The 19208-nt window shown below is 61.7% G+C and carries 17 protein-coding genes; 8 read left to right on the top strand and 9 right to left on the bottom strand.

The window, feature by feature from the left end; translation table 11 throughout:
* Nucleotides 1–9 precede the first annotated feature (9 nt).
* The 3 genes from C4J88_RS27080 to folE2 are packed head-to-tail and all read right to left on the bottom strand — an operon-like array spanning nucleotide 10 to nucleotide 2431.
* A complete protein-coding gene (locus tag C4J88_RS27080) occupies nucleotides 10–876 on the bottom strand; it encodes a metal ABC transporter permease (protein WP_124408547.1) in 867 nt (288 codons plus the stop codon).
* Nucleotides 876–1544 carry a metal ABC transporter ATP-binding protein gene (locus C4J88_RS27075; protein ID WP_124368885.1) on the bottom strand — a complete coding sequence of 223 codons (669 nt, stop codon included), beginning with the start codon at nucleotides 1542–1544 and terminating at the stop codon, nucleotides 876–878. The genes C4J88_RS27080 and C4J88_RS27075 overlap by 1 nt, the downstream gene beginning before the upstream one ends.
* Nucleotides 1541–2431: a GTP cyclohydrolase FolE2 gene (gene folE2 / locus C4J88_RS27070; protein ID WP_124408546.1), complete on the bottom strand. Its 891-nt coding sequence runs from the start codon at nucleotides 2429–2431 to the stop codon at nucleotides 1541–1543. The genes C4J88_RS27075 and folE2 overlap by 4 nt, the downstream gene beginning before the upstream one ends.
* A gap of 128 nt (nucleotides 2432–2559) precedes the next feature.
* On the opposite strand from folE2, the gene C4J88_RS27065 reads away from it, so the two are divergent.
* Nucleotides 2560–3771 carry an N-acetylmuramoyl-L-alanine amidase gene (locus C4J88_RS27065; RefSeq protein ID WP_124408545.1) on the top strand — a complete coding sequence of 404 codons (1212 nt, stop codon included), beginning with the start codon at nucleotides 2560–2562 and terminating at the stop codon, nucleotides 3769–3771.
* On the opposite strand, the gene C4J88_RS27060 is transcribed toward C4J88_RS27065, so the two are convergent.
* On the bottom strand, nucleotides 3768–4157 hold the full coding sequence (locus C4J88_RS27060) for a glutamine synthetase (protein WP_372237998.1): 390 nt from the start codon (nucleotides 4155–4157) through the stop codon (nucleotides 3768–3770). The two genes, C4J88_RS27065 and C4J88_RS27060, sit on opposite strands and share 4 nt — an antisense overlap.
* 62 nt (nucleotides 4158–4219) lie before the next feature.
* Here C4J88_RS27060 and zigA point away from each other — a divergent pair, with 62 nt between their 5' ends.
* From zigA to C4J88_RS27045, 3 genes are read left to right on the top strand one after another with little or no spacing between them, the layout of a single operon-like run.
* The gene (gene zigA, locus C4J88_RS27055; RefSeq protein WP_124408544.1) at nucleotides 4220–5428 is read left to right on the top strand and encodes a zinc metallochaperone GTPase ZigA; all 1209 of its coding nucleotides are present in this window, start codon (nucleotides 4220–4222) and stop codon (nucleotides 5426–5428) included.
* A complete protein-coding gene (locus tag C4J88_RS27050) occupies nucleotides 5428–6072 on the top strand; it encodes a DUF1826 domain-containing protein (protein WP_124408543.1) in 645 nt (214 codons plus the stop codon). The genes zigA and C4J88_RS27050 overlap by 1 nt, the downstream gene beginning before the upstream one ends.
* A 45-nt stretch (nucleotides 6073–6117) precedes the next feature.
* On the top strand, nucleotides 6118–7080 hold the full coding sequence (locus C4J88_RS27045; protein ID WP_124408542.1) for a GTP-binding protein: 963 nt from the start codon (nucleotides 6118–6120) through the stop codon (nucleotides 7078–7080).
* On the opposite strand, the gene C4J88_RS27040 is transcribed toward C4J88_RS27045, so the two are convergent.
* Complete coding sequence (locus C4J88_RS27040) at nucleotides 7074–7469, bottom strand: DUF3301 domain-containing protein (RefSeq protein WP_124365041.1); 396 nt, start codon at nucleotides 7467–7469, stop codon at nucleotides 7074–7076. The two genes, C4J88_RS27045 and C4J88_RS27040, sit on opposite strands and share 7 nt — an antisense overlap.
* Before the next feature lie 117 nt (nucleotides 7470–7586).
* Here C4J88_RS27040 and pdxY point away from each other — a divergent pair, with 117 nt between their 5' ends.
* The gene (pdxY, locus tag C4J88_RS27035) at nucleotides 7587–8459 is read left to right on the top strand and encodes a pyridoxal kinase PdxY (RefSeq protein ID WP_124365040.1); all 873 of its coding nucleotides are present in this window, start codon (nucleotides 7587–7589) and stop codon (nucleotides 8457–8459) included.
* 128 nt (nucleotides 8460–8587) lie between these two features.
* Here the strand turns inward: pdxY and C4J88_RS27030 are convergent, their stop codons facing one another.
* Nucleotides 8588–9073, bottom strand: coding sequence for an acyl-CoA thioesterase (locus C4J88_RS27030; RefSeq protein WP_034110411.1), 486 nt, complete (start codon nucleotides 9071–9073; stop codon nucleotides 8588–8590).
* Between the two features lie 277 nt (nucleotides 9074–9350).
* Here C4J88_RS27030 and C4J88_RS27025 point away from each other — a divergent pair, with 277 nt between their 5' ends.
* On the top strand, nucleotides 9351–11114 hold the full coding sequence (locus tag C4J88_RS27025) for a cation:proton antiporter (RefSeq protein WP_065936464.1): 1764 nt from the start codon (nucleotides 9351–9353) through the stop codon (nucleotides 11112–11114).
* A gap of 13 nt (nucleotides 11115–11127) precedes the next feature.
* Here the strand turns inward: C4J88_RS27025 and C4J88_RS27020 are convergent, their stop codons facing one another.
* From C4J88_RS27020 to uvrD, 3 genes are all read right to left on the bottom strand, one after another.
* A complete protein-coding gene (locus tag C4J88_RS27020) occupies nucleotides 11128–11535 on the bottom strand; it encodes an SMI1/KNR4 family protein (protein WP_078735291.1) in 408 nt (135 codons plus the stop codon).
* Nucleotides 11536–11670: 135 nt separating this feature from the next.
* Complete coding sequence (locus C4J88_RS27015) at nucleotides 11671–12540, bottom strand: Tim44 domain-containing protein (protein ID WP_124365039.1); 870 nt, start codon at nucleotides 12538–12540, stop codon at nucleotides 11671–11673.
* 293 nt (nucleotides 12541–12833) lie between these two features.
* Entirely contained in the window at nucleotides 12834–15017 is a 2184-nt protein-coding gene (gene uvrD / locus C4J88_RS27005) for a DNA helicase II (RefSeq protein ID WP_124408541.1), read from the bottom strand.
* Nucleotides 15018–15284: 267 nt separating this feature from the next.
* Between uvrD and C4J88_RS27000 the strand changes: the two genes are divergently transcribed.
* Together C4J88_RS27000 and hexR are read left to right on the top strand one after the other, a co-directional pair.
* Entirely contained in the window at nucleotides 15285–18158 is a 2874-nt protein-coding gene (locus C4J88_RS27000) for an EAL domain-containing protein (RefSeq protein ID WP_124408540.1), read from the top strand.
* A 162-nt stretch (nucleotides 18159–18320) separates the two neighbouring features.
* Nucleotides 18321–19187 carry a transcriptional regulator HexR gene (hexR, locus tag C4J88_RS26995; RefSeq protein ID WP_003177007.1) on the top strand — a complete coding sequence of 289 codons (867 nt, stop codon included), beginning with the start codon at nucleotides 18321–18323 and terminating at the stop codon, nucleotides 19185–19187.
* The last annotated feature ends 21 nt before the right edge of the window (nucleotides 19188–19208 follow it).

Here is a 19208-nt window from a genome sequence, read left to right as displayed (position 1 = left end):
GAAAACACCTCATTGGGATGTAAGCAAGGGCGGGCGGCGCAGCAAGCCGTGCACCGGACCGAAAACCACGGACAACGCATACCCGGCGCCCGCCACCAGCACGATGGCCGGGCCGCTGGGCAGTGAGTAGTAGAACGACAGCAACAAACCCAGCCACACCGACAGGCATCCCAGCGCCGCCGATACTGCGATCAGCACCGGCAGGCGCCGGCTCCAGAAGCGCGAAGCGATGGCCGGCAACATCATCAAACCCACCACCATCAAGGCGCCGATGGCCTGGAAACCGATGACCAGGTTCAGCACCACCAGGGTCAGGAACAGCCCATGGGCGAGCGGGCCGAGGCGACTGACGGTTTGCAGAAACAGCGGGTCGAGCGTATCGAGCAGCAGCGGTTTGTAGATCAGTGCCATGGCGATCAGGCTCAAGCCACAGACCCAGAGCATGCCGGTGAGGGTGGTTTCATCCACGGCCAGGGCCGAGCCGAACAGCAGGTGCAGCAGGTCCAGGCGCTTGCCGGCGATGCCCAGGATCAGCACGCCGGCAGCGAGGGAGATGGGGTAGATGGCGGCAAGGCTGGCGTCTTCACGCAGGCCGGTGCGGCGGGTGATCCAGGCGGATAGTCCGGCCATGCTCAGGCCCGCACCGAGGCCACCGATAGTCAGTGCCGGCAGGCTCAACCCGGCGAACCAGAAGCCCAGGGCGGCACCGGGCAGGATGCCGTGGGCCACGGCGTCACCGATCAGGCTCATGCGCCGCAGGATCAGAAACACGCCCAGCGGCGCCGTGCTGCAGGCGAGTACCAGGCCGCCGATCAGCGCGCGGCGCATGAAGACGAAGTCGACAAAGGGCATCCACAAGTGAGCAGCAAAGTGCATCAGGCCACCTGCAATTGCGGTTGTGGGCGGATCAGCTCTTTGCTTGGGCCCAGCGCGCAGCCCGTGCTTTTGATGTGCAGCACGTGCGGGGTGTGGTGGCGCACCGAGGCCAGGTCATGGCAGACGACCATCAACGTGCGGCCCGCTTCGTGCCAGGCGTGAATGTGTTTCCAGCACAGCGCCTGGCCTTCTTCGTCGAGGGCCGCGTGAGGTTCGTCGAGCAGCAGGACCGGTGCGTCGGTCAGGCTCATGCGGGCGAGCAGGGCGCGTTGCAGCTGGCCGCCAGACAGCGCCATCAAAGGGCGTTGCTCCAGGCCGCTGAGGCACCAGTCTTCCAGCACGGTTTGCAGGCGCTCGCTGCGTTGCGGTGGTGTGAGCCGGGTGCCCCAGAATCCGGCGGCAACCAGTTCTTGCAGGCTGATGGGGAACTGTCGGTCCAGGTGTTGCTGCTGAGGCAGGAACGCCAAGCCGCCACGGCGTGGAACAGCGACGCTGACGGTCCCCGCCAGCGGCTTTTGCAGGCCGGCGATGACTTTGAGCAGGCTGCTTTTGCCACAGCCATTGGGGCCGATGACGCCGGTGAGGCTGCCTTTTTCCAGGGTGAAATCCACGGCGGGCGTCAGCGGTTGGCCCGGGGCGCCCCAGCGCAAAGCGTTGCAGGTGATCATGGGGAGGGTCTCGTCCAGCGGCTTTCAGCCACGGCATCGTGCGCGTGCAGGCTTTCGGCGTGGATCACTTTGAGGTGGAAGGCTTTGACCGCATCCGAGCGTTTCAAGGCGAGGTTCAGGCGGCGGGCAGCGTCTTCGCAGAACATCAGGTTCTGCCCGTTGGCCAGCGCGAAGGCTTGTTCGTCGGCACGCTTGACTGCGGTTTGCACAGCGGTGCCGAGCGCGGCTTCGGCGGCGTTGATCAAATCGACGATGGCCAATTGGTCGCCTTGCACATGCACCTGTAGCTGTGCGCTGCTGCGCTGGCTGTGGGGCGTGGCGACGATGCCATTGGTGCTGCCGAGCCAGGTCAACACGTCTGCATGCCGTAATGGGGTGTTGGTGAAATCTTCGAGAAATTGCTGCTGAATCAATTGCCTGGCGAGGGCAGCGGAGCACGGGCAGGTTGAGGAATAAGCAACGTCAATTTTTAGTTCCACGTGGAACATCTGGTTTTCCAGACGTGCCTCGATGCTTACCGGGTAGCGCTTCCAACCGTCCAGTGGGCTGACCAGGGCGGGGCGTTTCAACAGTAAGTGGGTGTGGATCCGCAGGTAGGCGTTGTTAGATAAATCTTCATGTGTGTCGAGAAAGCGCTGCAGTACATTACGCAGAAGTGCAGGGGTAAGCGGTTGCTGGTCGAACGCCTGCAGCGCCAAGTACAGGCGTGACATATGAATACCACGGGCCAGGCCATCGTCCAGGCTCACCCCTGCATCGGCGGTGGCGGGCAGACGTTGGTCCTCGAGCAGAACCGGCAAGGCGATGCCGCACATGCCGACCCAGTCGAGTGGCAAGGCTTGGCGTGAAGCCTGCGCAGCGATATCCGGCAGAGTCAGCGCATTCATAAGCAGGTCCATCGTTGGAAATAATCCGACATGTTATAGTATAACAATCGCTTCGACGATGAAATTTCTGCCCCAGCCTTTCTTCAGTCACGTCGAGCAGGGACGCTCCTTTATTTGCGGTATAGGTCATGCACAGACGTCAGCTCCTCAACCTGCTGCTGGTCAGCCCCTTATTCGCCTTGCCGCTGGGGGCCTGCGCCACGCAAATCCGCAATGCGCGCCTGTGGCGTTCGGAGGATAAGCTGCGGCTGGTGTTCGACCTCAGCGGCCCGGTGCAATACAAGACGTTTTCCCTGGCCGCCCCGGAACGCGTGATCATCGACCTGAGCGGCGCCGGGCTCAGTGGTGACTTTTCGCAATTGGTGCTGAAAAACAGTGGAATTACCTCGATTCGCTCCGGGCATTTCGGCAAGGACGACACCCGCATCGTGCTGGACCTGGCCGCACCGATGCAGCTCAACAGTTTTTTATTGCCGCCCCAGGAAGGTCAGGGTCATCGCCTGGTACTCGACCTGACTCGCGCCACCTCGGCGCCTCGTCAAATCGCCGCTGAGCCTGCGCCATTGATCGCGCCGGTGGATAAAGCTCATCCCAGGCGCGACATCATCGTGGTGGTCGACCCTGGCCATGGCGGCAAAGACCCCGGCGCCATCGGCTCCAAAGGCCAGCGGGAAAAAGACGTGGTGTTGTCGATTGCCCAGTTGCTGGCTAAACGCTTGAAACGCGAAAAGGGTTTCGATGTGAAGCTGGTGCGCAACGATGACTTCTTCGTGCCTTTACGCAAGCGCGTGGACATAGCCCGCCAGCACAAAGCCGATATGTTCATCTCGGTGCATGCCGACGCGGCACCCAGGCTCACCGCCTCGGGGGCCTCGGTGTATGCGTTGTCCGAGGGCGGTGCTACCTCGGCAACCGCGCGTTTCATGGCGCAGCGCGAAAACGGCGCGGATCTGCTGGGCGCCACGACGTTACTCAACCTGAAGGACAAGGACCCGATGCTCGCGGGCGTGATTCTCGACATGTCGATGAACGCCACTATCGCCTCCAGCCTGCAACTGGGCAGCTCGGTGTTGGGCAGCCTGCAAAACATCACCAGCCTGCATCAGAAACGCGTGGAGCAGGCCGGGTTCGCGGTGCTCAAGTCACCGGACGTGCCGTCGATCCTGGTCGAGACCGGGTTTATCTCCAACACCCAGGACGCCCAGCGGCTGGTGACCGCGCGCCATCAACAGGCGGTGGCAGACGGTTTGTTCGACGGGCTGAAAAAATATTTCGAAAAGAACCCGCCGATGAACAGCTATATGGCATGGGTGCAGGAACAGAAGAAGGGCCAGGTCTAACAGCCGGTCATTCGGCTGCAGGTGAACCTGGCGCTGGCGCCGCCCGAACTGGAGAACCGGTTAAGGGTGGTCCAGCCCACGCGCCGCGTGTAGCCAACCCACGCCTCACCGTCCGATGCCAATCCGGTAAAGAACGTCAGCTGCCCATAGCGGCTGTTGGTTTGTGCCCAGTAGCGTTTGCCGATCACTTCGAACCCGCGCAGATAGGTGGTGCTGCCAACGGTCGCCACACTGTAGGCATTGCCCAGCGGGTCGACACAGGCCAGCAGGTTGGCGCTGCGGGTGCAGTTGGCCAGCAGGCTTGGGGGTTGGGCACAGGCAGGTCCTGCCACTGCTGATAACAGGGCGCAAATCGCGAAGAGCAAGGAGGGTTGGCTTATTTGCATTGTTATACTATAACATAAAAACAAAGCCTGGCTCGACCGGGCAACCTGATGAGAGCGAACCGATGCCCAACCGTCTACCCGTCACCGTGTTGTCCGGCTTTCTCGGCGCCGGCAAAAGCACCCTGCTCAACTATGTACTGCGCAACCGCGAAAACCTGCGGGTGGCGGTGATCGTCAACGACATGAGCGAAATCAACATCGACGGCAGTGAGGTGCAGCGCGACGTCACCCTTAATCGCGCTGAAGAAAAGCTGGTGGAGATGAGCAACGGCTGCATCTGCTGCACCCTGCGCGAGGACTTGCTCGAAGAAGTCGGCAAGCTCGCCAGGGAAGGTCGGTTCGATTACTTGCTGATCGAATCCACCGGCATCTCCGAACCCATGCCTGTGGCCGAAACCTTCACGTTTCGCGATGAAAACCAGCAGAGCCTGGCGGATGTCGCACGCCTGGACACCATGGTCACAGTGGTCGACGGGGTGAATTTCCTGCTCGACTACCAGGCCGCAGAAAGTCTGGCCTCACGCGGGGAAACCTTGGGCGACGAGGACGAGCGCTCGATCACCGACCTGCTGATCGAACAGATCGAGTTCGCCGACGTGATACTGGTCAGCAAGATCGACCTGATCAGCAGCCGCGAGCGCGAAGAACTGATGGCCATCCTTGAGCGGCTCAATGCCCAGGCGCAGATCATTGCGATGGTCATGGGGCAAGTGCCGTTGAACAAGATCCTCAGCACCGGCCGCTTTGATTTCGAACGGGCTGCCCTGGCACCGGGCTGGTTACAGGAATTGCGCGGTGAACACGTGCCGGAAACCGACGAATACGGCATTGCGTCCACCGCTTACCGTGCGCGCCGCCCGTTTCATCCACAGCGGTTTTTCGACTTTATCGACCGCCCTTGGGAGAACGGCAAACTGTTGCGTTCGAAGGGCTTCTTCTGGCTGGCCAGCAAACACCAGGACGCCGGCAGTTGGTCCCAGGCCGGTGGCTTGATGCGCCATGGCTTTGCCGGGCGCTGGTGGCGTTTCGTGCCGAAAAGCCAGTGGCCGCAAGACGCAGAAAGTGTCGCGGCGATCATGGACAACTGGCAAACGAGCACCGGTGATTGCCGTCAGGAGCTGGTGTTTATCGGCCAGAACATCGACTTTGCGCAGATGCGCGCCGAACTGGACCAATGCTTGCTCACGGATGAAGAAATGGCCCTGGGCGTCGAAGGTTGGCGCCAGCTGGCTGACCCCTTTGGCCCTTGGTATGAAGAGGCCGCCGCCTGATGTTGGCCCCGCTTACTCCCCTGCGGCCCGTGGTTCGCCAAACCCGCGGGCAAACCCCGCTGGCGCTGGCTGACATTCTCGAAGACGGCGTGAACCTGGCGCTGTGGCAGCGTCAACTGCCGTTGCACATCGCCGAATTCGGCGCGTTGATCGTCGGGCTCGATGAGCCGCTGGCCGAGGCATTGGTTATCGAGTTGGACCGCGAAGACAGCGCGCCGAACCTGCACGGGCTGGCGCCCCATTGTCGCGATCTTGAGGGCTATGATGGTTTTATCGCCGATGTGTCCTGGCTGGTCAGTGCATTTGCCTGCCTGCTGGGCGCCAGGCGCATCGGCGTGCGTCTGCGCCTGCTGGACAGGGCCATGTGCCCGCGTTTTCACGTCGACCATGTGCCTGTGCGGCTGATCACCACCTACGCTGGCGTCGGCAGCCAATGGCTGCGCGAAGGCGTCATGGACCGCCGGCGATTAAGCCAGCCCGACGCAGAGCCCACCGAGCGCATCGAGCAAATCCTCTGTGGTGAGGTGGCTCTGCTCAAGGGCACCAAATGGCATGGCAATGAAAACCATGGTCTCATTCATCGCTCACCGGCACTCAAGGCCAGTGAGCGTCGCTTGATCCTCACACTGGATTGGCTTGCATAAACGCGTAGGATCAAACGCTCTACACGGTCTGAATGATGCCAACCCATGCTGCAGAACATTCCCACCCATGTGATTGCCGGGCCCTTGGGCGCCGGCAAGACCAGCCTGATCAAACACCTGCTTGCCCAACGCCCGGCCAACGAGCGCTGGGCGGTGCTGATCAACGAGTTCGGGCAGATCGGCCTGGACGCGGCCTTGCTCACTCAAGCTGACGATGGCATTGCCTTGGGCGAGGTGGCGGGTGGCTGCCTGTGTTGTGTGAATGGCGCGCCGTTCCAGGTAGGCCTGGGTCGGTTATTGCGTAAGGCCAAGCCGGATCGGTTGTTTATCGAGCCGTCGGGCCTGGGCCATCCGGCGCAGTTGCTCAAACAGTTAGGCGAAGCGCCATGGCAAGGCGTGCTGGCGGTTCAGCCCTGGGTGCTGGTGCTGGACGCCCAGGCCCTGGCGGCGGGCAAACCCTTGCCGCAAGCGCAGCAGGCGGCGCTGGGCGGTGCCGGCTTGCTGGTGTTGAACAAGGATGAGGCGCTGGACGCTGCGCAACGCCGGGCTATTGAGCAGCGGTTATCTGGCAGCGCGCTCTATTGGACGCGCCAGGCTCAGTTGCCTCTGGAACACTTGCCTGGCTTGAAAGCCCAGGGTGGCGGGGTTGTGGATAACTTCGCGGTGCCCCAAGGCTTGGCGCAAATGCCGGCGATCTGGAGCGACCCCACGTTGCCGATCTGCTTGAGCCAGGCCGAGGAAGGTGGCTGGAGCATTGGCTGGCGCTGGCATCCGAGCCAGCGATTTGACCTGGAACGAGTGAGCCAATGGCTGACGAGTCTGCAATGGCGTCGCGCCAAACTGGTTATCCACAGCCGTGACGCGTGGATGTCCGCCAACGCTGTGGATAACAGCTCACTCGCCTGGCTACCCAGCGAATGGCGCCGCGATTCACGTATCGAATTGATCTTCAGCGCACCACAGAACGTGGCGGCATTGCAGGCCGCTCTGGCTGCCTGCCGTTACTGACGGTTCTTGGTCGCGTGGTCCTGGCGCCACTGGCTCAGCTCGATGACGTTGGCGCTGGGCAGCGGCTCCTTGGCTTCGAACGGGTAGGGCGCCAATTCAATCTGCGCGCTGTGGGCGCCAAATTGGGTAATGGTGCCGCTGTGGCGAGCCTCGCCCGTCACGGTGAACTCGAAATTGTAGACCCGTGCCAACCTGCGCCGACCCTTGGCATCCTTCACGAAACCGATGCGTTTGAGTGCCACCGCGCCATCGAGCAGTTCGATATCGAGCTTGGCGCAGTGCTGCTTGACTCGCTCCAACGCGCGCTCGCGCAGGCCATGGTTGTGCCAGACCCAAGCGGCGCCGGTCGCCAGCAGCATCAACACGAACATGTTTCCCAGGGTCAGCATTCCATGAACTCCAACAAAGTGAGCGCAGCTTAACTGTGTCGCCGGTCTGTCGTACAGGCTGCGTTTAGTCGCATACTGCGCGGCCAGAATTTCAACGGCTTTATGGACATCTCCTGCATGAAACGCACACCCCATCTGCTTGCGATCCAGTCTCATGTGGTTTTCGGCCACGCCGGAAACAGCGCCGCCGTGTTCCCCATGCAGCGGGTCGGGGTGAATGTATGGCCGCTCAACACAGTGCAGTTCTCCAACCACACACAGTATGGCCACTGGGCAGGTGAAGTGCTGGCGCCGCAGCAGATTCCGGCATTGGTGGAAGGTATCGCAGCCATCGGCGAGCTGGGTAACTGCGATGCAGTGCTGTCCGGCTACCTCGGCAGTGCGGATCAGGGGCGTGCGATTCTTACCGGCGTAGCACGCATCAAGGCGCTCAACCCCAAGGCGATGTACCTGTGCGACCCGGTGATGGGCCACCCTGAAAAAGGCTGCATCGTGCCGCAGGAAGTCAGTGATTTCCTGCTGAACGAGGCGGCGGCCATGGCGGATTTCCTGTGCCCCAACCAACTGGAGCTGGACAGCTTTGCCGGGCGCAAACCGCAATCGCTGTTCGATTGCCTGGCGATGGCCAAAGCCCTGCTGGCGCGCGGGCCGAAGGCTGTGCTGGTCAAGCATCTGGATTACCCCGGCAAGCTGCCGGACGGCTTCGAGATGCTGCTGGTGACGGCTGATGGCAGTTGGCACTTGCGTCGGCCGCTGCTGGCATTCCCGCGCCAGCCGGTGGGTGTGGGCGACCTGACGTCAGGGTTGTTCCTGGCGCGGGTGCTGCTGGGCGATAGCCTGGTGGCGGCCTTCGAATTCACCGCCGCAGCGGTGCACGAGGTGCTGCTGGAGACCCAGGCCTGCGCCAGTTATGAACTGGAACTGGTGCGGGCGCAGGATCGCATTGCCCATCCCCGCGTACGGTTCGAGGCCACGCCGATCAGCCTGTAAGCACACAGAACCAATGTGGGAGGGGGCTTGCCCCCGATGGCGGTGTGTCAGTCAGCATGTTCGAGACTGATCCACCGCTATCGGGAGCAAGCCCCCTCCCACATTTGATCCGGGTCGCAGCTTGGAATTTAAGGCGCGTCGGCCTTGATTTCCTGATAGCGCTTTTCCAATTCCTGGCGAATCTGCCGACGCTGCTGGGCCTGCACGAAGCGGCGCTTGTCTTCGCTGTTGTGCGGCTGCAAGGGGGGCACGGCGGCCGGTTTGCGCTGGTCGTCCACCGCCACCATGGTGAAAAAGCAACTGTTGGTATGACGCACCGAGCGTTCACGGATGTTCTCGGTCACCACCTTGATGCCCACTTCCATCGAGGTGTTGCCGGTGTAGTTGACCGACGCGAGAAAGGTCACCAGCTCGCCGACATGGATCGGCTCGCGGAAAATCACCTGATCCACCGACAGCGTGACCACGTAGCGGCCGGCATAACGGCTGGCGCACGCGTACGCCACTTCGTCGAGGTACTTGAGCAGGGTGCCGCCGTGGACATTGCCTGAGAAATTGGCCATGTCAGGGGTCATCAATACCGTCATCGACAGCTGGGCGTTTCCGGGTTCCATAGCACACTCACGGGTTGTAGGCATTGGTTGGTAGGGCACCTCTGCGGGTGCTGGGGTCTTTGCAGCGCCATCCCTAACGGGACGCCAGTGGACGGCTTGCCGTCACGCGCGGGTCGATCTGTTTCCATATATTGCACCGGCTTTCCGGCGGAAGTCGCGGTGTTAACCTTCAAAAGCCCATCTCCGGGCATTTCTTACGATCACGGCAGACTTTTCTTTCAGCGGTAGCACACGCGGAAAGTGAGAAAGCGCCAGCCATTTCAAGGAGCCCTTCGCCATGCACGCCATCAGTTTTATCCAGGATCTGGCCGTGATCATGTTGGTGGCGGGGGTTGTCACCATTCTGTTTCATCGCCTCAAGCAGCCGGTGGTGCTGGGCTACATCGTCGCCGGCTTCATCATTGGCCCCCACACGCCGCCGTTCGGCCTGATTCACGATGAAGATACGATCAAGACCCTGGCAGAACTGGGGGTGATCTTCCTGATGTTCTGCCTGGGCCTGGAGTTCAGCCTGCGCAAGCTGTTCAAGGTGGGCGCCACGGCGTTTATCGCGGCGTTCCTGGAAATCATCCTGATGATCTGGATCGGCTACGAAATCGGCCAATGGTTCGACTGGAACACCATGGACTCGTTGTTTCTCGGCGCAATCCTGGCGATCTCCTCGACCACCATCATCGTCAAGGCGCTCAATGACCTGAAGATGAAGAACCAGCGGTTCGCCCAGTTGATATTCGGCGTGCTGATCGTCGAGGACATCCTGGGCATCGGCATCATCGCCTTGCTGTCGAGCATCGCCGTCAGTGGCACGGTCAGTTCCGGCGAGGTGTTTTCCACCGTGGGCAAGCTGTCGCTGTTCATGATTGTTGCGCTGGTAATTGGCATTCTGCTGGTGCCGCGCCTGCTGGCTTACGTCGCCAAATTCGAAAGCAACGAGATGCTGCTGATCACCGTGTTGGGCCTGTGTTTCGGCTTCTGCCTGCTGGTGGTCAAGCTCGAATACAGCATGGTGCTGGGGGCCTTCCTGATCGGTGCGATTATGGCCGAGTCACGCCAACTGATTAAAATCGAGCGCCTGATCGAGCCGGTGCGCGACATGTTCAGTGCGATTTTCTTCGTGGCCATTGGGTTGATGATCGACCCGCAGATCTTGCTGCAGTACGCCTGGCCGATTGCGGTGATCACCGTGGCGGTGGTGTTGGGCAAGATGCTGTCGTGCGGGCTGGGCGCGTTTATCGCCGGCAACGATGGCCGTACCTCGCTGCGGGTGGGCATGGGGCTGTCACAGATCGGCGAATTCTCTTTCATCATCGCGGCGCTGGGGATGACCCTGCAAGTGACCAGCGACTTTCTCTACCCGGTGGCGGTGGCGGTTTCGGCGATCACCACCTTGCTCACGCCTTACCTGATCCGCGGTGCCGACCCGCTGTCGTTGAAAATTGCCGCCGTGATGCCCCAGCGCATGAGCCGGGTATTCGGGATGTATGGCGAATGGCTGCGCAGTATCCAGCCTCAAGGTGAAGGCGCCATGCTGGCGTCGATGATCCGCAAGATCGTGCTGCAAGTGGGAGTGAACCTGGCGCTGGTGATCGCGATCTTCTTCGCAGGCAGCTTTTTCGCGGCGCGCATCGGCGGGTATCTGGAAGGCTGGATCAGCGATCAAAGCTGGCAGAAGGCGTTGATCTGGGGCGGGGCGTTGCTGTTGTCGCTGCCGTTCCTGATTGCGGCCTATCGCAAGCTCAAGGCGTTGTCGATGTTGCTGGCCGAGATGAGCGTAAAGCCGGAAATGGCGGGCCGGCATACCCAGCGGGTGCGGCGGGTGATTGCAGAGTTAATCCCCATCCTGTCACTGCTGGTGATCTTCCTACTGTTGGCAGCCTTGTCGGCCAGTATTCTGCCGACCAACAAGTTGCTGGTGCTGATCGCGGTAGTCACGGCTGCGGTGGCGGCGGTGCTCTGGCGCTGGTTCATCCGCGTGCATACGCGGATGCAGGTAGCCTTGCTGGAGACGCTGGATAACCACAAGGATACGCCGGAGCACTAGCGGGGTTTGGGAATCAGCTCTCCAGCCAGACGTCCCGTGCCCAGTGCCACACCGACTCCCAGGTCTCTTCCTGGACCAGTTCTTCCTCGGCGGACCACAGCACCACGGTGCCGTCTTCCTCGACGCAGTAGTAATCGTCGCCATCCTGGCAGATTGGGATCATGCTGCGATCAACCCCGGCATCCCAGGCGTTGGCGGCAACATCCGGCAGATAGGTGTGGGATTGCGGGTCGGTGACGGTCACCGGCTCAAGGCTGCCGTAGACCACGTCGCTGACGGTCAGCAGGAATTCGCGGAACACAAACGGGATGTCGATGAACAGTTGTTCCTCGATTTCCACCAGTTGGTCTTCGTCAGGCAGCTCCAAAGGAACCGGGACCGGTTCGTTGGCTTCACGCAGTTGTTCGATGATTTCTTCCACGGCCGGGATCCTCTTGCTAGTAGGCGCGGTTTATAGGGGCGTTTTATACAGTAGCTCGCTATAAGTGCAACCGTGAAATAGAAAACCCCGGACATGTCCGGGGTTTTTGTTACCGCGTGCTCAAACGAGCAGGTATCAGCCGTTCTGGCGGATACCGGCGACCAGCCATGGCTGGTTGTCGCCCTGGGCGCGTTCCATGTTCCAGCTTTCGCTGAACACTTCGCCCTGGTCGAAACGCGAGGTTTTCGACACACCGCTGAAGGTCAGGGTGGCGATGGTCTTGTCGGCGCGATCATCCACCCCTTCCAGTTGTACGCGCAGGTCGTCGATATAGGTCGACTGGAAGGCGTCACCCAGGTCGGCGCGTTCGCGCTTGAGGAACTCGAGCAGTTGCGGGGTCACGAACTCGGAGATCTTGTCCATTTCGTTGGCGTCCCAGTGCTGCTGCAGGGACTGGAAGTGGCTGCGGGCCGCTTCGACGAAACGCTCCTCGTTGAACCAGGCCGGTGCGTTGATCACCGGACGGGCGGCGGCAGGCGCTGCCGAACCACCGAAGATCGAACCCATGGCCGGTTTTTGCTCGAACACTTCACGCTGCATCGGCGCGCCGGCCGGAGCCAGGTGCTCCTGCTGCTTGCGGCGACGGGCGGCGATAAAGCGGAAGATCACAAAGGCGATAACGGCCAGGATCAGGATGTCGAAGATCTGCATGCCCTGGAAGCCGCCGCCCATGAACATGGAGGCGAGCAGGCCACCGGCGGCGATGCCGGCCAATGGGCCCAACCAGCGCGAAGCGCCGCCGGCCTTGGCAGCAGCGCCCGCAGCACCGGCCGCGCCTGCGGTAGCCGCAGCACCGCCGGCACCGGCGGATGGAGCCATCTGGCTGGTCTGGTGGGTTGGTGCCGAGCCCATGCTTTTGCCGCCACCGAAGCGTTTGGCGTTGGCGTCGAGGCTCATCGTCAAGCCGATGCACAACGCCATGGCGATGCTAAGAAAACGTTTCATAAAGGGAATTCCCATTTGTGGATTGCACGCGCGCCATGTTGCACAGGTGTCGTGACAGTGGCTAGCGACATAATGTTTCGGGCTTTTACGTAGGACCGATTCAGAATGGTCTGTAGGACTTATTACAGATATTGGCCCGCGCTCGTTAAATACAAGGGCAGTACCCCAGATCGTTCCCACGCTCCGCGTGGTAACGCATCCTATGACGCTCTGCGTCAGTGCTTTAAGAGCGGACGCGGGGCGTCCCGGGCGGCATTCCCACGCAGAGCGTGGGAACGATCAATACACCGGTTTCAGACGGCTTCGAGCTTCGCGTAGCCCATCATCAGCCACTTGCTGCCCTCGGCGAAGTTGACCTGCACCCGCGCCTGGGCGCCAGCGCCTTCGAAATTGAGGATCACGCCCTCGCCGAAGATCGCATGCCGGACCTGCTGGCCCAGGCTGAACGGGGTTTGCGGGATCTCGGAGCCGGCAAACATAGTGCTGGAGTTCTGCTGCTGGCCGCCGCCGAACGGGCGACTGACGCTGTTGGACAGGCGCACTTCCTGGATCAGCCCCTTCGGCACTTCACGTACGAAGCGCGACACCTTGTTGTAGGTCTCGCTACCGTACAGGCGTCGGGTCTCGGCATAGGTCATCACCAGGTTCTGCATGGCCCGGGTAATGCCCACGTAAGCCAGGCGGCGTTCTTCCTCAAGGCGGCCGGGCTCTTCCAGGCTCATCTTGTGGGGGAACAGGCCTTCTTCCATGCCCACCAGGAACACATAGGGGAATTCCAGGCCCTTGGCACTGTGCAAGGTCATCAGCTGAATGCTGTCTTCATGCTCGTCGGCCTGGGTATCGCCAGCTTCCAGCGATGCGTGACCAAGGAAAGCGGCGAGCGGGGTCTGCTCTTCATCGTCCTCGATGTTTTCGAAGGCGCGGGCGGCGCTGACCAGTTCCTCGAGGTTTTCTACCCGGGCCTGGCCTTTCTCGCCTTTCTCCGCCTCGTGGTAGGCGATCAGCCCGGACTGCTCGATCACGGTCTGGGTCATCAAGTGCAGGGGCATTTCCGCGCATTTGGCCGCGAGGTTCTCGATCAGCTCGACAAACACGCCCAATGCGCCGGCGGCGCGGCCTGTCAGGCCTTTATTGGCGATGAGCAGGCGCATGGCCTCCCACATCGACACATCGGCATGGCGGGCGTGTTCGCGAATGGCCTCGACGGTTTTTTCACCGATGCCACGGGCCGGAATATTGATCACCCGCTCCAGCGCCGCATCGTTGCCGCGACCTTCCAGCAGGCGCAGGTAGGCCATGGCGTTCTTGATTTCCGCGCGCTCGAAGAAGCGCTGGCCGCCATAGATGCGATACGGGATGCGCTCGCGCAACAAGGCTTCTTCCAACACCCGCGATTGGGCGTTGGAGCGGTAGAGAATGGCGATATCGCTGCGCGCCAGGCCAGTTTTCAGCGCGCTTTCGATGGTTTCCACCACGTAGCGCGCTTCATCGTGCTCATTGAACGCGGCGTACAGGTTAATTGCTTCGCCTTCGCCGCCGTCGGTCCACAGCTCTTTGCCCAGGCGCCCGGTGTTGTTGGCGATCAAGGCGTTGGCGGCCTTCAGGATTCCGGCGGTGGAGCGGTAGTTCTGTTCGAGGCGGATGGTCACCGCGTCCGGGAAGTCTTCGGAATACTGGTAGATGTTCTCGATTTTCGCGCCGCGCCAGCCGTAGATCGACTGGTCGTCGTCGCCTACTACCATCAGGCTGTCGCCACCCTTGGCCAGCAGGCGCAACCAGGCGTATTGCACGGCGTTGGTGTCCTGGAACTCGTCCACCAGAACGTGCCGGAAGCGCTTCTGGTAATGGGCCAGCAAGCCGGGGTTGTCGCGCCACAGGTCGAGGGCACGCAACAGCAGTTCGGAGAAGTCGATCACACCGGCGCGTAAGCACGCCGCCTCGTAGGCTTCATAGATGCTGCGCATGGTCGCCAGGAACAAATCACCGCTGGCCTGGATATGTTGCGGGCGCAGGCCTTCGTCTTTCTGGCCGTTGATAAACCACTGGGCCTGGCGGGCCGGCCAACGCTGTTCATCGAGGCCCAGCTCGCGGATTACCCGCTTGACCAGGCGTTGCTGGTCGTCGCTGTCGAGGATCTGGAACGTCTGGCTCAGCCCCGCTTCCTGCCAATGCGCCCGCAACAGGCGGTGCGCCAGGCCGTGGAAGGTGCCCACCCACATGCCGGCCGGGCTGATGCCCATCAACTGCTCGATGCGATGGCGCATCTCGGCAGCCGCCTTGTTGGTGAACGTCACCGACAGGATGGAATGGGGAGAAGCGTTCTCGACCTGGATCAACCAGGCGATACGGTGCACCAGCACTCGGGTTTTACCGGAGCCAGCACCGGCCAGGACCAACTGACGGCCAACGGGGGCCGCTACGGCCTGGCGTTGGGCATCGTTGAGGGAGTTCAGCAAAAGGGAGAGATCATCGCGCATCGGCGCATTCTAGGGTGCCGGGGGGAGAGGGGCAAATCCCAATGCCGGGTGGTCGACGCAAAACCACCTGCGCGCAAACATTCTGCGGGTGCGGATGACCGGTTAGTCATGCGCCACAGCCCGCATGCCGTCTCGTTCTAGCTGTCTGGGACAACGTTTTGCGCTCAACCGGCGATGGGTTTTTATGACCTGGAGCGGTTTGGTCCGAGCGCTGGCTTGTGTATGCTCCGACGACGTTTCGGGCTCACCATTATAAGAACACTGCCTATGACCTTTGACACTGACCTGTTCGGCCCCTCGGCGGCGCCTGCGCAGGTTATCCGCAAACACTACGCCACCGAGATCGCGGTCGAGCGTACACGCCTGCTGTATCAGGGCTCGCTGCTGCCGACCCTGTTGATGCTGGTCAACGGTTTGGTCTGCGCCTGGCTTTTGTGGGACCCCAAGCAATACCTGCTCGACAGCGTCTGGCTGGTCTGGTTGCTGGCCCTGGTGGCGATGCGCGTCATCCAGGTGGCGGCCTTTGATTCGGCGATGCCCAGCCGGCAGGCCCAGCCCGTCTGGCGCCGCATGTTCATGCTCGGTTCAGCGGTCAGCGGCCTGACCCTGTCGATCGCCGCCATCGCCCTGGTACCGACCGACAGCTTCATGCAACAGGCCTGGGTGTTCGGCCTGATCGGCGCGGCGACGTTGTCGGCCAGCGTGGCCTATGCCGTCAGCCTTTGGGCCTTTCTGTCCTTCGCCTTGCCCTGCCTGTTGCCGGTCATCGCCTATCTGTTCTGGAATGGCACCTCGCGGCAACAGGGTTGGGGCGTGCTCGGTCTGATCCTGTTGGCGTCGTTGAGTGTGGTGGCGTGGCAGGTCAACCGCCTGATCCAGCGCGGGCTGCTGCGACGCTTCCAGAACCAGGCCCTGATCCAGCATTTGCAGCAGGCGCAGCAGCGCAGCGAGCAGTTGAATCAGGAACTGCTGCGCGAAGTCGAGCAGCGCCGCGAGGTCGAACAGGAGCTGCGTGAAGCCCAGGTCGGCCTGCAAGACCGTGTGGCGCTGCGCAGCCAGGAATTGGACGCCGCCAGCCTCGCCCTGAATCAAAGCGAGGCGCGCCTGGCCATGGCGCTGCAGGCCAGTGAACTGGGCCTGTGGGACTGGAACCTGCAAACCGATGAGGTGCACCACACCCAGCTCAAGGAATTGTTCGGCCTGGAACCCGAGTTTGTCACCGCGATGCTCAGTCATCTCAAGCCGCGCCTGCACCCCGACGACCTGCCGCTGCTCAAGCACGCGTTGGTGGAGCACCTCAAGGGCCGCAGCGAGGACTATCAGGTGGAATACCGGATCCGTCACGGCGACGGGCACTGGGTGTGGATCGAGGACCGTGGGCGCGCGGTAGAGCGTTCGCCCAGTGGCCGGGTGATCCGCATGCTCGGCACGCGCCGCGACATCAGTGCCAGCAAGGCCGTGGAAGAACAGCAACGGCTCGCCTCGACGGTGTTCGAGGCCGCCAGCGAAGGCATCGTGATTCTTGACCCGAACTATGTGCTGCTTGCCGTCAACCAGGCGTTCAGCCGTGTCACCGGTTTTGACATCGACGACATGCTCGGTCGCAATGTCGTGGAGCTGCCCAGCAGTCGCGATGCCCGGCGTCACTTCCCGGTGATCCGCCAGGCGCTGCTCAGCCACGGCACCTGGCAGGGCGAGTTGGTGGAAACACGCAAGAACGGCGAGCTGTACCCGCAGTGGCTGCAACTGAGCGTGGTGCGCGATGTTCGCGGCAATGTCAGCCATATAGTGGGCTTTTTCGCCGATCTGTCCGCGCGGCGCGAGTCCGAGGAGCGCATGCGCTACCTCACCCATTACGACGAGTTGACCGGCCTGGCCAACCGTTCGCTGTTTCGCGAACGGCTGCGCGAAGCGCATCAACGCGTACGTCAGGGTGGGCGCAGCCTGGCGCTGCTGCACATCAACCTCGACCGTTTCAAGCTGCTCAATGACAGCCTTGGCCATGAAGTGGCCGACCAACTGTTGCAGAAAATGGCGCGGCGCTTGATCAACGCACTGCCGGAAGCCGACACCATTGCACGCCTGTCCGGTGATGAATTCGCTGTGCTGTTCGACGCCTATGGCAACCTGTCGAGCCTGGCGCGGGTGGCGACTCGGCTGCTGGCCAAGCTGCGCGTGCCGGTGACGGTGGAGGGGCATGAGCTGGTGGTCAGCGCCTCCATGGGCGTCAGCCTGCTGCCGGATAACGCGCGGGAAATTTCTGCGCTGGTCAGCCAATCGAATATGGCGATGCAGCACGCCAAGCACCTGGGCGGGAACAATTTCCAGTTCTACACCGACAGCCTGCAAGCCAGCACCCTGGAGCGCTTGCAACTGGAAAACCACCTGCGCAAGGCCATCGACGAGGGCCAGCTCACGGTGTTCTACCAACCCAAACTGTGCCTGGCCACCGGCACGCTTAATGCGGCCGAGGCCCTGGTGCGCTGGGAACATCCGCAGTGGGGCCTGGTGCCGCCGGGAGACTTTATCGGCCTGGCAGAAGAAACCGGCCTGATCGTGCCGTTGGGTGAGCTGGTGTTGCGCCAGGCGTGCTGGCAGGCCTGTGAGTGGCAAAGCCAGGGGCTGGCGCCGATTCGGGTGTCGGTGAACCTGTCGGTGCATCAGTTGCGCCAGGGCAAGCTGGTCAGTCTGGTGCGCCAGGTGCTGGAGGAGACCGGGTTGGACCCGCAATACCTCGAATTGGAATTGACCGAAAGCCAGTTGCTCGACAGTGTCGAGCACATCATCACCACCTTCCGGCAGCTACGCGACCTGGGCGTGAAGCTGGCCATCGACGATTTCGGCACCGGCTATTCATCCCTCAGCTACCTCAAGCGGATTCCGGTGGACTACGTGAAGATCGACCAGACCTTTATCCGGGGTCTTGGCCAGGGCCGCGAGGATGCGGCCATTACCCGGGCGATCATTGCCATGGCCCATGGGTTGTCGCTCAAAGTGGTGGCCGAAGGCGTGGAGGACCAGCAGCAACTGGACTTCCTGCGAAGCGAGCAGTGCGACGAGGTGCAGGGTTATCTGATCAGCCGGCCGATGGACGCTGAGGGGCTGGCAGATTTGTTACGAAAAAATCCAGATTTTTCTTAACGATTCGAGTGGCGTCCCTGTGGCTACAAAGCCCCTGCCCTTAGTTTCAGAGGGGAGCGGGGCGATTTAGTGCTGCATCAGGCGGGCAAAACGGCAATTCTTGTAGTATAACTACAAGCTTGCTACATCCCTGGCGTCTGCCAATAACAAGAGTCCTGCCCTTTGAACCTGTTGCAACATATCGCCCAGTCGCGCCACCTGTTACGCAAATCGGAACTCAAGGTTGCCGATCACGTGCTGCTTGACCCAGCGGCTGTGATGCACAGTTCCATGGCCGACCTGGCCCACAGCGTGGGCATCAGTGAGCCGACCATCGTGCGCTTCTGCCGCGCCATCGGTTGCTCCGGGTTCCAGGACTTGAAACTCAAGCTGGCGCAAAGCCTGGCCGCCGGTGCGAGCTTCGGCCAGTTTGCGATCCATGAAGACGACTCGGTCGCTGACTACAGCCTGAAAATCTTCGACACCACCTTGCACACCTTGATGGAAGTGCGCGAGAAGCTCGACCCGGTGGAGCTGCAAAAGGCCGTGACCGCGATGTCCCAGGCCCAGCGCGTGGAGTTCTATGGCTTTGGTGCTTCCGGCGCGGTAGCGGCCGACGCCCAGCACAAATTTTTCCGTCTGCTGCTCACGGCGGCGGCCTACAGCGACCCGCACATGCAGGCGATGTCGGCGGTGACCTTGAAGCCCACCGACGTGGCCATCTGTATTTCCCAGTCCGGTCGCTCCAAAGACCTGCTCATCACCGCCAACCTGGTGCGTGAAAGCGGCGCTTCGCTGATCACCCTGTGCCCGAGCCAGACGCCATTGGCGGAATTGTCCACAGTGAACCTGGCGATCGACGTACACGAAGACACCGAGATCTACACACCGCTGACTTCGCGCATTGCCCACCTGGTGGTGATCGATGTGTTGGCCATGGGCGTGGCCATGGCCCGCGGGCCGAGCCTGGTCAACCACCTCAAGAGCGTGAAGCGCAGTTTGCGAAGCCTGCGGTTGTCGCCAAAATCCGTCAAAGCCCTCGACGACTGATCAACTGTACACAGAACAAAA

Origin of the sequence: Pseudomonas sp. R4-39-08 (assembly GCF_003852275.1) — a bacterium.
GTDB lineage: Bacteria > Pseudomonadota > Gammaproteobacteria > Pseudomonadales > Pseudomonadaceae > Aquipseudomonas.
Note: the sequence above shows the minus strand (reverse complement) of the source record. Positions and strands in the feature narration are given on the sequence as shown.

Bases quoted from the DNA above. Each gene is read 5' to 3' on its own strand.
- C4J88_RS27000 (WP_124408540.1), top strand. From the start codon at position 15,285: ATGACCTTTGACACTGACCTGTTCGGCCCCTCGGCGGCGCCTGCGCAG.
- C4J88_RS27015 (WP_124365039.1), bottom strand. From the start codon at position 12,540: ATGAAACGTTTTCTTAGCATCGCCATGGCGTTGTGCATCGGCTTGACG.
- C4J88_RS27025 (WP_065936464.1), top strand. From the start codon at position 9,351: ATGCACGCCATCAGTTTTATCCAGGATCTGGCCGTGATCATGTTGGTG.
- C4J88_RS27050 (WP_124408543.1), top strand. From the start codon at position 5,428: ATGTTGGCCCCGCTTACTCCCCTGCGGCCCGTGGTTCGCCAAACCCGC.
- C4J88_RS27065 (WP_124408545.1), top strand. From the start codon at position 2,560: ATGCACAGACGTCAGCTCCTCAACCTGCTGCTGGTCAGCCCCTTATTC.
- C4J88_RS27080 (WP_124408547.1), bottom strand. From the start codon at position 876: ATGCACTTTGCTGCTCACTTGTGGATGCCCTTTGTCGACTTCGTCTTC.
- zigA (WP_124408544.1), top strand. From the start codon at position 4,220: ATGCCCAACCGTCTACCCGTCACCGTGTTGTCCGGCTTTCTCGGCGCC.
- C4J88_RS27030 (WP_034110411.1), bottom strand. From the start codon at position 9,073: ATGGAACCCGGAAACGCCCAGCTGTCGATGACGGTATTGATGACCCCT.
- pdxY (WP_124365040.1), top strand. From the start codon at position 7,587: ATGAAACGCACACCCCATCTGCTTGCGATCCAGTCTCATGTGGTTTTC.
- C4J88_RS27045 (WP_124408542.1), top strand. From the start codon at position 6,118: ATGCTGCAGAACATTCCCACCCATGTGATTGCCGGGCCCTTGGGCGCC.
- C4J88_RS27040 (WP_124365041.1), bottom strand. From the start codon at position 7,469: ATGCTGACCCTGGGAAACATGTTCGTGTTGATGCTGCTGGCGACCGGC.
- uvrD (WP_124408541.1), bottom strand. From the start codon at position 15,017: ATGCGCGATGATCTCTCCCTTTTGCTGAACTCCCTCAACGATGCCCAA.
- C4J88_RS27075 (WP_124368885.1), bottom strand. From the start codon at position 1,544: ATGATCACCTGCAACGCTTTGCGCTGGGGCGCCCCGGGCCAACCGCTG.
- folE2 (WP_124408546.1), bottom strand. From the start codon at position 2,431: ATGAATGCGCTGACTCTGCCGGATATCGCTGCGCAGGCTTCACGCCAA.
- C4J88_RS27060 (WP_372237998.1), bottom strand. From the start codon at position 4,157: ATGCAAATAAGCCAACCCTCCTTGCTCTTCGCGATTTGCGCCCTGTTA.